The sequence below is a fragment of the Halorubrum salsamenti genome (assembly GCF_007671685.1).
Taxonomy (GTDB): domain Archaea; phylum Halobacteriota; class Halobacteria; order Halobacteriales; family Haloferacaceae; genus Halorubrum; species Halorubrum salsamenti.
Genome location: NZ_VCNL01000005.1, coordinates 251,698 through 265,402 on the forward strand (window position 1 = coordinate 251,698; position 13,705 = coordinate 265,402).

The window sequence follows — 13,705 nt, forward strand, 5'->3', positions numbered from 1 at the left end:
CCCCCGTGAATTGGCGTATGTGTCTCTTCTACGCGTTGGTACGTCAATCGTGTGAATTGTAAACGCATAACTGTGAGTTTGTGTCAGAGGTTATTGTTCTTTGGGTCACAGCGACCGGAGTCCCCGGAAACCGTCCTTCAGCAGATCAATGACTCCGGCGTCGCTCCGCCGAAACGCACGGTACGCCTGCCGCCAGGTCAGCCCTGCCGCATCGGTGTCCGCGGAGTACATCGATCGCAGCGTCTCAGTAGCAATTCCCGGGTACGCCCCGTACATCCGTTCGTTCTTGAGAAACTGCGGGAGGTGCCGGTGCTGTTTCATGTCCCGAAGGACGTACGAATCCTCCAGTTCAGAGTCGTATCGTTGTCCGAACTTATCCCAGTTCCCGTCATCTGTACACGCGATCGCGGCTTCGGCAGCGACGAGCCCACTTTTAATACCGTAATCCAGGCCTCGGAACGTGTACCCCTTGTTGAGAACCAGTCCTGCGGCGTCTCCAACGAGCGCAACCCGCCGGTCCTGTCGATCCGGAAGCGTGTCGTAGGAGTGTTCGGGAACCAGAATCCCTTGATACTCCTCGATGTCGTCGCCTTGTACGTAGGGGCGAACAGTGTCCAATTCCATGAACCGCTCTAACAGCGAATATAGGGGCGTGCCGGACTCGTCGTATCCCTCGTCTCCAAGCCAACTGAGCGTCTCTAAGCCGCCGACTGCACCGACAGAGATGTACTCGTCGAACGTGTAGAGGAAGTAGCCGATAGTCGGTGCGCCTTCTGGGAACCCCGTGTAGATGTAGGCGGCCCCCTCGTCGCTATTGAGGTTGAACCGCTGATTGATTTCGTTCCTACCGACATCGATCACCTTCTTCACCGACAGTGCCATGTCCTCGTTGCGCATCGTCCGCTGGATACCCGTCTTCCGACCGACAGTAGTGTTCACGCCGTCAGCGCCGACGACCGCCTGACACTCGATGTCGCCGTTCTGTCGGTCAGTGTGGACAACCACACCGTCCGGTTCCTGCGTCACATCTCTGACCGATGTCTCCGAGAGGAAGGCGACGCCCTGCTCAACCGCACGTTCGACGAACCAGCGGTCGAATTTCCCCAGCATCAGCGTGTAGTTGGGCTCGTCTCGGAGTTCGAGGTCCCGGTAGCCGATCGAAACCTCCGCGTCGCCGTGGAGGAGTTTGATGTTGTGCTCCACGACGTGACGTTCGAGCGGAGCCCCATCAGGGAACTCCGGCACGAGATCCGCAAGGATCGATCCGTAGAGGACGCCGCCGGTGACGTTTTTCATCCCCGGCTGTTTGGCGCGTTCGACCAAGGCCACGTCGATCCCCTCAGCGGCGAGCCTATACGCGGCCGCAACGCCGGCCCGACCGGCACCGACGACCACCACATCGAAGGCGACGTCGGTCATTCCGCCACCTCCTCTGTGGCGCCATCCGCGTCCCGTTTCGCACGTCGGATCGCATCAGCTATCGCAGGGCCGTACTCGTAGGCATCGCCGACGATTCCGAGGTCGGCAAAGTTGAAGATCCGCGCGTTCGGATCGGTGTTTATTGGGATCAGATGGTCTGCGTTCACTGACCGCATATGGTAGGAGTCGCCTGAGATCGCACAAGGGACGTACAACTGTGCATCTATCTCTTTGCCTGTCACGCCGATCTGGCGGTCGTATGCTACCCATCCCTCATCGGAGGGGGGTCGAGACGCGCCGACGGCGGCGCCGACAGCATCGGCGAGTTCTTCGATCAGATCGAACCCATCGGGGCCGCCGAGACCGAATCCGCCGGCGACGATCCGACGGGCCTTCGAAAGGTCGTCTTCGGGCACGTCGAACGTCTCAACGTGACGGATGCGATCGTCGTCACCGACCGACACTTCGAGGGTTCGTTCACTGGGGACGCCTGTCGGCGGTTCATCGGGTGTCCCCAGCGCCTCTGTGTTGAGCGTCACGACGGGCGGAAGCCGTTCGAAGGAGAACTCAGCGTACGCGCGGCCACCGTACGCGGGGCGCCCGGCGAGGAGTTCGTCGTCGCGAACGCGGAGCAGGCAGTCAGTGACACATGCGCTCCGTCGACGGCGTGCTGTCGCGGCTGCGAGATCGGTCCCGTCAGCGGTGTCGGGCAACAAAACGGCCCGTGCATCGGTGGTGGCTTCCGCCAGCGCACGTGACCGCGCTTCGATGCCCGCCGCACCCGGCGCGAACGTTCCGGCTTCGCGAGTGACGTGGAGTATCTCGTCAGGGTCGCCAGCGGCGATCGCATCGGGCGCGACGACGCCGTCGAAGGCGACGGCGACAACCGTGGGTGGGTTGGCCTCATCGAGCGCCTCGGCGAGCCGGTGAGCCTCGTTGAGCAGCGCGACGTCTTCAGCGTCGGGAACGGCCACTATCCGATCGGTTGATGTCGGCGTTGTATCTGTCATACCGATAACTCCCGGGCGAGCATCTCGCCGTCGTATATCGCCTTGTCGATTAGTCGTGGTGCGACACAGTCACCGATCCTGTGGACTGAGTCGGGTGAGAGCTCTTCTTCCAGCGCCGCTGTAAGGCCGCCTCGGGCCTCACGACGTCCGGCCACAACCAGCGAGTCCGCCGTGACGGTGTCCACATCCTCCGAGTAGACGTTGAGCAACTGTGCGGTGTTGTCCTCGTATCCGATGATGGTAGCGTGGGTCTCGATATCGACATCGTGTCGGTACAGCGTCTCCAAGAACGGCGGGACGTTCGTTCCCTCCAGCTGGTCGCCCGGATGATAAGAGGTGGTGACGAACGTCACGTCATGGTCGGGCGCGAGGAACTCTGCAACTCCTACCCCGGTAGCGTGTTTGTTGCTGTCAAAGACGACGACCGAATCACCGACGGGTTCGCCCTGTAACACGTCCCACGATCGGTGGACATCCGGTCCGGCCAAGTCGGGCTCCCGTTCGCTGGCACCGATAGCAACGACCACGTCATCCCACACATCGGCGTCGACGTCAGCGGGCGTGACCTCGGTCCCTGTCACGACGGTCACCTCGCGGTTCCCCAGTTGATTTTTCAGATTTCTAACGGCATCGCCAAATTCCTGTCGAGAGTCGATTTGTGTGGCGATGTTCGACTGACCACCGAGCTCATCCTCACGTTCGCGGATAGTCACGTCATGTCCGAGGTCCGCAGCCGTCACCGCGAAGGAGAGCCCGGCCGGTCCGCCGCCGACGACGAGCACTCGCCGGGGTGACGATACTTTCTCGCGGTCTTCCATATGAGGGATCTTCGTCTCACGGCCCGATCGCGGCGTCTGTATACAGCCAACGTGACCGTTCGTATGGATGCCGCCCAGACAGTTCTGGTTACACGCGATACAGTGAGTGACTTCCTCGTCGTCGCCGCGCCGAACCTTCCTGACAGTGTCGGCATCGGCGATGAGCTGGCGGCACATCCCAACGAAGTCCGCGCGGCCCTCCTCCAACACATCATTGGCCTTGGTGAGATCGTTGATCCGTCCCGCCGCGATAACGGGAATGTCAACGAGTTCTCGTGCTGCACCGTAATACTCGGAAGTATATCCTAACGGCGCGTGCATCGGCGCATCGGTGATGTACAGTTTGGAAATCGTTGCGATGTCCGAATCGATGAAATCCAGGCTCGAATGGAGGCGACGCATCACTTCAACGGCGTAGTCGTAGCCGTAGCCACCGTCCTCCATCTCATCAAATGTGAGCCGAATGCCGACCGGGAATTCCTCGCCGACCCTGTCGCGGATGGTTTCGACTACCTCGTTCACGAGACGGACACGGTTGTCAATGGAACCTCCGTACTCGTCGCTCCGAGTGTTGTACTTTGGTGATAGAAACTGACGCAAGATCCCGTCGTGACCCGCTTTGAGTTCGATACCGTCGAGATTGCCTCGCTTTACATGTTCGGCGGTTTTCGCAAAGCCCAGCTTGATCTCCTCAATGTCCGATCGTTCCATGCGCTTCGGCATCTCGTAGCCAAATTCGGAGGGGACCGCCGAAGGTGCCCACGTTTCTCGCATCGCGTGTTCGCCGGTGTCCTCTCCACCTGTATGTTGGAGTTGGGCGAATACTTTTGTTCCGTAGTCGTGGACTCTGTCAGCGATCATTTTCAAGCGTGGGATCACATCAGGGTCGTAGCCGGAAGCGTACATCGGGTTCGAAGCACTCGGGTGGACGAGCATACTGGAAGGACCGATGATGAGGCCGACGCCGCCTCGAGCGCGCGCCTCGTAGTAGGCGGCATCGCGTTCGGTCGGCAGTCCGTCCTCTGCGAACCCAGTTTCGTGTGCGAGAAAAACCGTACGGTTTGGGATCGTCACAGAGCCGATTCGTCGCGGTGTGAAGAGCATGTCTGGCATTGCTTTGTGAAGGGTTATCTATCATCACATATTTCCATGGGGATAAAGATGTACCGACGGTTTCAAGGTTCAAAATTTGAGCCCGAGTTCAGACGTGAGGAAGTCAAACGAGCGGTAATTGTTTATATTAATAACCAAATTGTGAAATACTGACATGGATGTACCGTACCCGTTTGCTGGAATCGTGGATCAGACGGCGATGAAGCGTGCCTTGCTCGTTAACGCCGTCAACCCAAACGTAAATGGCGTGCTTATCCGGGGCGAGCGGGGGACCGCCAAGTCGACAGTGGTCCGTGCGTTGACCGACGTGCTTCCAGACATCGAAGTCGTCGCAGACTGCCCGTATGGCTGCCCACCCGACGATCCGGAGCGAATGTGTAGCAACTGTCGTGAACGATACGAGGTAGGAACCGAGTTCCCGGTCGATCGTCGGCGTATGCGGGTGGTGGATCTGCCGCTAAACGCCTCTGAGGACCGCGTCGTCGGAAGTATCGATCTCCAGCAGGCCGTTCGTGCCGGTGAGCAGACGTTCGAGCCGGGTATATTGGCGGAAGCCAACCAGAACATCCTTTACGTGGACGAGGTGAACCTGCTCGACGACCATATCGTCGATGTACTGCTTGACGCCGCGGCGATGGGCGAGAACATCGTCGAACGCGAAGGTGTCTCGTTCCGCCACCCGGCCGACTTCGTTCTCGTTGGGACGATGAATCCCGAAGAAGGAAACCTTCGTCCCCAACTCCTCGACCGCTTCGATCTAGTCGTTGACGTCGAGGCTAGTGACGATCCGTCGGAACGCGTCGAGATCGCCGAGCGTCGTGAAGCGTTCGATGCGGATCCAGACGCATTTCGAGCGGCTTATCAAGACGAACAGCAGTCGCTCCGCGACCGCATCCGTGAATCCCGAGACCGCCTCGATGCGATCGAGATGAGCGAGGAGACGCTTCGAGACGCCTCCTATGAGGCGCTCCGCCAGCGCGCACACGGCATGCGCGCGGACATTGCCATCAATCGCGTGGCTCGCTCCATCGCTGCGCTCGATGGCGCAGGCGAGGTAACCGACGCACACGTCGCAGAGGCCCAATACTTCGTGTTCCCCCATAGAGTCGAAGGTGTCCCGGAAATGAGCTTCGGCGAGGGGCTCATCTCGACAGGTGACGACAGTGAAGAATCTGAGACTGACGAGGAAGACAAAGACGACCCCGATGGCGACGAAAACGCCGACGCGGAAGGCGGCGGGTTGCCCATTGCCGAAGATGAGGGGTCCTACACGGTGGACCGGACCGCCATCAATCCCTCGAAAGATCGCACGGTGCGGACCGCGCTTGCGCGACGCACGCCCTCACGGGTGGACGTGCGGAGCGGCCGATACGTCCGTTCGCGAATCGAAGAGGATGTCGACGACGTGGCCATCGACGCGACACTGCGGGCGGCCGCTCCACACCAGCGCCGGCGGGGGGGCGACGGCGGTCTCCGCGTCAAACCCAGAGACCTACGGCAGAAACTCCGTGAACGGACCGCCCGCGCGCTGGTGGTGTTTGTCGTCGACGCCAGTGGAAGCGTGATGAGCGGCCGCCAGATGAGAGAGACCAAGCGCGGTCTCCTCTCACTTATCGAAGACGCCTATCGGGCACGCAACCGGGTCGCTGTGGTGGTGTTCCGAGGCGAAAGCGCGTTCACCCTCGTCGAGCCCACGCGGAGCCACCGACTGGCTCGCGACGCCGTTTCTCAGTTGACAGTTGGCGGGAACACACCACTTGCTCACGGTCTCGTCGAATCGTATCGGCTGATCGAGCGGGAGAAGCGCCGTGACCAAGACCTCTACCCCCTGACAGTCCTGCTGTCCGATGGTCAGTCGAACGTCGAGTACCGCGAGGACGGCGATCCGAGACGAGATGCGTTTCGTGCTGCCGCGCTGTTCGACGAGAACGACATCCCATCCGTGTTCGTCGACACTGGCTACAAGATCGACACGACGCCCGACGAGATCTGGACGGACCGGAAAGCAAAGCGCATGAAACGCAAGCGCTTCGAGCGTAACCAAGAGTTCGCCGAGACAATGGGAGCCGACTACTTGCCGCTGATCGACCTCCCACGAGACGCCAACATCGTGGCCGAAGAAGGAGAGGAAGGAACAGCGTGAACCGGTTCCATCCTACAAAGCAAAGCGCGATCGGACCGACAGTCACCACCCGATCAGACACCCCCAACCGTCACAATCCGAACACGTAACCGATGACTAACCACAATACCAGACAGCAAGAGACGACGCCCGACACCGGATCGTTCGCAAGCCAGACGTTCCCGTTCACGGCCATCGTCGATCAGACCGAAATGAAGCGTGCGCTCGTGTTGAACGCCATCAACCCGGATATCGGCGGCGTACTGATCCGGGGCGAGCGAGGGACCGCCAAGTCGACGGCGGCCCGTGCGCTGGCTGAGGTGCTTCCGGACATTGATGTCGTTGAGGACTGTCCATACGGCTGTCCTCCCGACGATCCGGACCGAATGTGTAGTGACTGTCGCGATCGACACGGCGGCGACGGAGCACTGCCGACGGCATCTCGGCCGATGCGAGTCGTGGACCTGCCACTGAACGCCTCGGAGGACCGCGTCGTGGGAAGTATCGACCTCGAACGAGCAGTTCAGGCGGGCGAACGCGAATTCGAGCCAGGTATCTTGGCGGAAGCCAACCGGAACATCCTCTATGTGGACGAAGTAAACCTGCTCGACGACCACATTGTCGACGTGCTGCTTGACGCCGCGGCGATGGGCGAAAACATCGTCGAACGCGAAGGTGTCTCGTTCCGCCATCCGGCCGAGTTCATCCTTGTCGGCACGATGAACCCGGAGGAGGGAGACCTCCGCCCCCAACTGCTCGACCGCTTCGGGCTGGTGGTTGATGTCGAGGGCGTCAACGAGGTCGACGATCGGGTCGAGATCAGCCAGCGTCGTGCCGCCTTCGAGGCAGATCCGGACGCATTCAGAGCAGAGTATGCGTCCGACCAAGCGACGCTGCGGTCGGAGATCGTTGAAGCTCGTGAACATCTTGACGGTGTCGACCTCGGCGACGACATCGCGGAACTCATCGCGGGGATGAACATCGAGCTCGACGTCGACGGCCACCGCGGCGACATCACACTCCGGCGCGTGGCTAGGACGCTGGCGGCGTTCGAGGGAGACGACGAGGTGAGTGCGCGTACCGTCCGGCGCGTCGCGCGGATGGCGCTGGAACACCGGCTCCAGCGACTGCCGTTCGAGGAGGAAGAACAAGACGTACTGAGTACGTTCCACGACGTGCGGCGCGACCTCGGGCTGGAAGACTGAGCAACCGACTGGGAGACCGAACAACGCTCCCAAAGCGTGTGCGGTTAGCTGGATATAGGCGCTAAGCCCCCACCCTCAACGGAGCGACCGAAGGGAGCGGAGTAGGGTGGGGATACAGCGTCCCCAGAAATCGAAGATTTCTGGTGTGCGAACGAGACGCGGAGCGTCTCGTCAACGCCGTCATCATCTGTTCATACAGCGATACGGTTGCAGGCCCACAGACCCACGTAGTCGCAACGTTTTTCATTGGGGTACCGTACAACAGTACGAACCCAATGGAATACGACCTCGATTCGGGAGCGCATTCGACGTACTCCCTGCACTACCACCTGATACTCACTACGAAGTATCGGCGCGGAGTGCTAACCGAGGAGCGAACCCAATTCATTCGCGGGGTCATCAGCGGGTTCACGGATAAGTACGGCGTCGAACTGACGAACCTCGACGGAGAGGACGACCACGTTCACATCCTGTTCCGAGCGAAACCAACCACAGACCTCGTGAAGTTCATCAACACGGTCAAGGGCGCGACCGCCCGCCGTATCCGCAACGAGTACGAGGACGAACTGAAAACCGAACTGTGGGGCGACTCGTTCTGGAACGACTCGTACTGCCTCGTCTCGACGGGGCAGGTGTCTCTGGACGTGCTGAAACAGTACGTCGAAGACCAGCGGGAGAGCTGATGTACTACGCCTACAAGTACCGCCTCAAGCCGTCCGCCGCCCACCGCAAGGAGTTGGACCGCCACCGCGATATTTGTCGACAACTCTACAACCACACGCTCTACCGTCTCAACGAGTACCAAGACGAACACGGCAACCTTCCGTCCATGACCACGCTTCGGTCGGAACTACCCGACCTCAAGAACTGGTGGGACGATCTCTCCGACGTGTACTCGAAGGTGCTCCAAACCGTCGTTGAACGGTTGTTCGACAACCTCAAAGGACTCTCAAAACTCAAGGAGAACGGCTACGGCGTCGGTCAACTCAAGTGGAAGCCGCCACGCGAGTTCCGCAGTTTCACCTACAGTCAGTCTGGCTTCAAGCTCGACAAGAAGGGCGGTCAGGCTGTGCTGTCCCTCTCGAAACTCGCGGACATACCGATTCGGCTTCACCGCGCCATCCCCGACGACGCGAACCTCAAACAGGTCACGGTCAAGAAGGAACCGACGGGCGAGTGGTTCGCCACGTTCGGAGTCCAAATGGACCGTGAACCGCCCGAACCGCCTGAGAATCCCGAGCGGTGCGTCGGCATTGACGTGGGGATTCTCAAGTACGCCCACGACACCGACGGGACCGCCGTCGGGTCGCTCGACCTCTCGGACGAACGGGACCGTCTGGAACGCGAACAGCGGTCCCTCTCACGGAAGGAACACGGGTCGAACAACTACGAGAAGCAACGGCGGCGGGTCGCTGAGTGTCACGCCGATCTCCGACGGAAGCGCCGCGACTTCCTGCACAAGCTCTCGAACTACTACGCTCGGGAGTACGACCTCGTGGCGGTCGAAGAGCTGAACGTGAAAGGGATGCTCGAATTCCCGTCGAACAGCCGCAACACGGCGTCTGCCGCGTGGCAAACGTTCCTCTCGTTGCTCGAATACAAGTGCGAGCGTGAAGGAACGCACTTCGTCGCCGTGAATCCGAGAGGGACGACCAAGGAGTGCGCGTCGTGCGGCGTTTCGACCGACAAGCCGTTGTGGGTCCGTGAACACTCCTGTTCCGCCTGCGGGTTTGAGGCGGACAGGGACGCGAACGCGGCGTGGAACATCCGTTCTCGCGGCCTCAAGGACGTAGGAGTGGGACACTCCGAAGGAACGCCTGTGGAGACTGCGCTCCCTGTGGACACCGACTCGGTGTCTGCAAAGCGCGTCGTGGAAGCAGGAAGCCCTACCCTCAAGGAGCGAACGGCGTCAGCCGTGAGCGAGTAGGGTAGGGTAGTTCACGTCTTATTCTTGTACTCGTTTCATCAACGTCGTACTGGTATGATTTTTAACGTCGTGTTGGTCGCTCTGATGGGTGATTTCACCGGCTATTGGTAAGTACCATCATATTTATCATGTATGATCAGTAACTGTTTGGTGGGAACACACACCATGAAGGATGGTGACGAACAGCTGTTCCCGGAGAAGACCCATGCCAGAGTACGATTTCGACGGTAAGGTTGCGTTTGTCACTGGTGCCGGGCACGGCCAGGGACAGTCACACGCACAGCACTACGCGAAACACGGTGCCGACGTCGTCGTCACCGATATCTGCGAGAACATCGACACCAATCCCTACGACCTCAGTACCCCTGACGAACTGGAGGAAACGGCGAGTCTCGTCGAAGACGAGGGGCAGGAGGCACTTGCGGTCCAAATGGACGTCCGCGAGGAGGACGAGGTGGAGGCGGCCGTCGAGCAAGCAGTCGATCACTTCGGTCACATCGACATCCTCGCGAACAACGCTGGCATCTTCAACGCCGCCGACGCGACTGAGATGACCGAGCAGCAGTGGGATGATATGATCGACACGAACCTGAAAGGGGTGTGGCTCTGTGCGAAACACGTCGGCCAGCACTTCATCGACCGCGGCGACGGTGGGAAAATCATCTCCACGGCGTCGACGGCGGCGTTCACGGCCTCCCCCGGCAACGGCCACTACGTCGCCGCCAAGCACGGGGTCCGCGGGCTGACGAAGACGCTAGCGCTCGAACTTGCGGAGTACGACGTCAACGTCAATGCGGTCGCACCAACGGGGATGGACACCCCGATGATTTCGGGATACGTCGAAGCTTACGGCGAGGAACTTCTCGAAGAGACGATGGCCATGACTGGACCATCCAATATCTTCGGGGACGGCGGGATGCTCCAATCCAAGGAGATCAGCGAGGCGTACATGTGGCTCTCAAGCGACGCCGCACGCTACGTCACCGGAACCACGCTAAAAGTAGACGCAGGAATGACGGCGAAGTAATCAACCACAACAATGCCAGAGTACGACTTCAGCGGCAAGGTCGCGTTCGTCACCGGCGCCGCACATGGACAGGGACGATCACACGCACAGCACTACGCGAAACACGGCGCCGATGTCGTCGTCACCGACATCGGCCATGACATGGAGTCCGTCCCCTACGATCTCGGCACGAGCGACGAACTGGCGGAGACGGCAGATCTAGTGGGAGACGAAGGTCAGGAAGCGCTCGCGATCGAGATGGACGTCTCCGATGAGACCCAGGTCGAGTCCGCTGTCGACGAGGCGCTCGAAGAGTTCGGCCACATCGACATCCTCGCCAACAACGCCGGTATCGGATCGATGGCCGACGCAACGGAGATGCCCGAACAGCAGTGGGACGAGATGATCGATACGAACCTCAAAGGCGTCTGGCTCTGCTCGAAACACGTCGGGCAACACTTCATCGACCGCGGTGACGGCGGCAAGATCGTCTCCACCGCATCAACTGCCGGCGCCATCGGACTTCCTAGCCAGGGTCACTATGTCGCAGCCAAACACGGCGTTGTCGGACTGACGAAGACGCTGGCGCTCGAACTCGCCGAATACGACGTCAATGTCAACTGTATCGGTCCAACCGGCATCGACACGCCGATGATTTCCGGCATCACCGAAGCCTACGGTGAGGAGGCACTTGAAGAGATGACCGAGATCACCGGCCCGTGGAACGTGTTCGGCGACGGCGGGATGCTCGAATCGAAGGACATCAGCGAGGCGTACATGTGGCTCTCCAGCGACGCTGCCCGGTACGTCACCGGGATCTATCTCCCCGTCGACGCCGGGTTCCTCGCAAAGTGAGTCAACCACGAACCTAAAAAAAGATGGTAGAATACGACTTCAGCGGCAAGGTGGCGTTCGTCACCGGCGCCGCACATGGACAGGGCGAATCGCACGCGGTCAATTACGCGAAACACGGCGCCGATGTCGTCGTCACCGACATCTGTGAGGATATCGAATCGAACCCGTACCCGATGGGAACGGGTGACGAACTCGAAGACACCGCCCAGCAGGTCGAAGACGAAGGGCAGGAGGCGCTCGTGATCGAGATGGACGTCCGCGAGGAGGACGAAGTTGAGGCCGCCGTCGAACAGGCGGTCGATCACTTCGGCCGCATCGACATCCTCGCAAACAACGCCGGCATTTGGAATATGGCGGATCTGACCCAGCTGGACGAAAAGCAGTGGGACGAACTGATCGATACAAATCTCAAAGGCGTTTGGCTCTGCTCGAAACACGTCGGCCAGCACTTCATCGACCGCGGCGACGGTGGCAAGATCGTCAACACCTCCTCGACTGCGGGGTTCACTGGTATTCCCGGTGGCGGCCACTACGTCGCGGCAAAACACGGCGTTCGGGGGCTGACGAAGACGCTAGCATTAGAACTCGCCGAGTACGACGTCAACGTCAACACTGTTGCACCCACAGGCGTGGACACTCCACTCACCGCGGGCATGATGGAGGCCTACGGCGAGGAGACGATGGGTGAGATGATCGAAGTGACCGGACCGTTCAACGTGTTCGGCGACGGCGGGATGATAGATGCACAGGACATCAGCGACGCGTATATGTGGCTGTCGAGCGACGCCGCGCGCTACGTCACTGGAACCACGATCAAAGTAGACGCAGGCTTCACTGCGAAATAACGACGATGCCAGAGTACGACTTCGACGGTAAGGTCGCGTTCGTCACCGGTGCCGCACACGGACAGGGACGATCGCATGCACAGCACTACGCGAAACACGGCGCCGATGTCGTCGTCACCGACATCGGCCATAACATGGACACCGTACCGTACGATCTCGGTACACCGGATGAGCTCGAAGAGACAGTAAGTCTAGTCGAGGAGGAGGAGCAGGAGGCGCTTGCGATCGAGATGGACGTTCGCGACGAAGCACAGGTTGAATCCGCCGTTGAGGAAGCGATCGATCACTTCGGCCGCATCGACATCCTCGCGAACAACGCCGGTATCGAGTCTATGGCGGACGCGGTAAAGATGGACGAAGTGACGTGGGACGAGATGTTGGACACGAATCTGAAAGGCGCGTGGCTCTGTGCGAAACACGTCGGCCAGCACTTCATCGACCGCGGCGACGGTGGCAAGATCGTCTCCACCTCCTCGACAGCGGGGCTGATCGGAGCGCCTAGCAACGCCCACTACGTCTCGGCGAAGTGGGGGATCCGTGGCCTGACAAAGACGCTGGCGCTCGAACTCGCCGAGTACGATGTCAACGTCAACTGCGTCTGTCCGACCGTAGTTAACACCCCAATGATCTCGGGGATGACGGAGGCGTACGGCGAGGAGGTGTTCGAGGACATGGCGATCAGCGGCCCGATGAACATCTTCAATCCGGAAGATCCTGGCATCGAGTCCAGCGACATCAGTGAAGCATATATGTGGCTCTCTAGCGACGCCGCCCGCTACGTCACCGGAATTGCTCTGCCTGTCGACGCCGGGTTCGTCGCGAAATGAGCTAACAACTCTTATTTGGCGTCTCTCTGGCTGTTCAACTACGCCACCTGCTACGTCACTGGGGTCGGGTTGCCGACCAACAGGGATGCGGCCGCAAAACGGCGTCCTCTAGATTACTCCAAGGATACTGTTGGGTTCTCTTCACTCCAGTACGATGCGAGGGAGACAGCTAGCAACACACCTGTAATAAAAGCCACCGTGAGTGTCATCGGCTCAACAGCGTCACGGTATACCCACGCCAGCGCTCCCGAAACTCCTGCGTTCGCGCTACCCCAGAGTACGTTTAGCCGAGCGCTTGATTCAGCACCGAACGGCGTCATATGACGGTGGCCAGTGATCCCACGAACGAAATGTGGAACCGCATTCGTTCCGAAAACACCGATGACGGCGAAGACCACGAGTTCAGTAATCGTTGCCATATTCGTATTATGAGAAACGAAATAATAATATCCAGGGCGAGACGGCATAGCTAGGCAACGTCCTCGCCGTGATGAATTTGAGACTTCCTTCGGGTTTCCGTGTCGCTACCACCGTAAACTAATTGGTTGAGTAGTTCTC

At 59.9% G+C, this 13,705-nt stretch carries 12 protein-coding genes; 8 read left to right on the top strand and 4 right to left on the bottom strand.

Annotated features, from left to right (window positions below; translation table 11 throughout):
* Positions 1-105: 105 nt before the first annotated feature.
* From FGL94_RS14580 to FGL94_RS14590, 3 genes are read right to left on the bottom strand one after another with little or no spacing between them, the layout of a single operon-like run.
* Positions 106-1,419: an FAD-dependent oxidoreductase gene (locus FGL94_RS14580; protein ID WP_144926809.1), complete on the bottom strand. Its 1,314-nt coding sequence runs from the start codon at positions 1,417-1,419 to the stop codon at positions 106-108.
* A complete protein-coding gene (locus FGL94_RS14585; protein WP_206664931.1) occupies positions 1,416-2,393 on the bottom strand; it encodes an electron transfer flavoprotein subunit alpha/FixB family protein in 978 nt (325 codons plus the stop codon). Before FGL94_RS14585 ends, FGL94_RS14580 begins: the two co-directional genes overlap by 4 nt.
* A gap of 32 nt (positions 2,394-2,425) precedes the next feature.
* A complete protein-coding gene (locus FGL94_RS14590) occupies positions 2,426-4,360 on the bottom strand; it encodes an oxidoreductase (RefSeq protein ID WP_144926815.1) in 1,935 nt (644 codons plus the stop codon).
* A 154-nt stretch (positions 4,361-4,514) separates the two neighbouring features.
* On the opposite strand from FGL94_RS14590, the gene FGL94_RS14595 reads away from it, so the two are divergent.
* The 8 genes from FGL94_RS14595 to FGL94_RS14630 all read left to right on the top strand — a co-directional run bounded on the left by FGL94_RS14595 (position 4,515) and on the right by FGL94_RS14630 (position 13,147).
* Positions 4,515-6,503, top strand: a complete 1,989-nt coding sequence (locus tag FGL94_RS14595) for an ATP-binding protein (protein ID WP_144926818.1) — start codon at positions 4,515-4,517, stop codon at positions 6,501-6,503.
* 92 nt (positions 6,504-6,595) lie between these two features.
* The gene (locus FGL94_RS14600; protein WP_144926821.1) at positions 6,596-7,687 is read left to right on the top strand and encodes an ATP-binding protein; all 1,092 of its coding nucleotides are present in this window, start codon (positions 6,596-6,598) and stop codon (positions 7,685-7,687) included.
* A 275-nt stretch (positions 7,688-7,962) separates the two neighbouring features.
* Positions 7,963-8,370 (top strand): IS200/IS605 family transposase, encoded by a 408-nt coding sequence (gene tnpA / locus FGL94_RS14605; RefSeq protein WP_144926823.1) that lies wholly within the window; start codon positions 7,963-7,965, stop codon positions 8,368-8,370.
* Positions 8,370-9,614, top strand: coding sequence for an RNA-guided endonuclease InsQ/TnpB family protein (locus tag FGL94_RS14610; protein ID WP_144926826.1), 1,245 nt, complete (start codon positions 8,370-8,372; stop codon positions 9,612-9,614). The genes tnpA and FGL94_RS14610 overlap by 1 nt, the downstream gene beginning before the upstream one ends.
* A 205-nt stretch (positions 9,615-9,819) precedes the next feature.
* Positions 9,820-10,641 (top strand): mycofactocin-coupled SDR family oxidoreductase, encoded by an 822-nt coding sequence (locus FGL94_RS14615; protein ID WP_144926829.1) that lies wholly within the window; start codon positions 9,820-9,822, stop codon positions 10,639-10,641.
* Positions 10,642-10,653: 12 nt separating this feature from the next.
* On the top strand, positions 10,654-11,475 hold the full coding sequence (locus FGL94_RS14620; RefSeq protein ID WP_144926832.1) for a mycofactocin-coupled SDR family oxidoreductase: 822 nt from the start codon (positions 10,654-10,656) through the stop codon (positions 11,473-11,475).
* 23 nt (positions 11,476-11,498) lie between these two features.
* Positions 11,499-12,320 (top strand): mycofactocin-coupled SDR family oxidoreductase, encoded by an 822-nt coding sequence (locus FGL94_RS14625; protein WP_144926835.1) that lies wholly within the window; start codon positions 11,499-11,501, stop codon positions 12,318-12,320.
* A 5-nt stretch (positions 12,321-12,325) separates the two neighbouring features.
* Positions 12,326-13,147 carry a mycofactocin-coupled SDR family oxidoreductase gene (locus FGL94_RS14630; RefSeq protein WP_144927019.1) on the top strand — a complete coding sequence of 274 codons (822 nt, stop codon included), beginning with the start codon at positions 12,326-12,328 and terminating at the stop codon, positions 13,145-13,147.
* A 113-nt stretch (positions 13,148-13,260) separates the two neighbouring features.
* On the opposite strand, the gene FGL94_RS14635 is transcribed toward FGL94_RS14630, so the two are convergent.
* On the bottom strand, positions 13,261-13,566 hold the full coding sequence (locus tag FGL94_RS14635; RefSeq protein ID WP_144926838.1) for a hypothetical protein: 306 nt from the start codon (positions 13,564-13,566) through the stop codon (positions 13,261-13,263).
* Positions 13,567-13,705 lie beyond the last annotated feature (139 nt).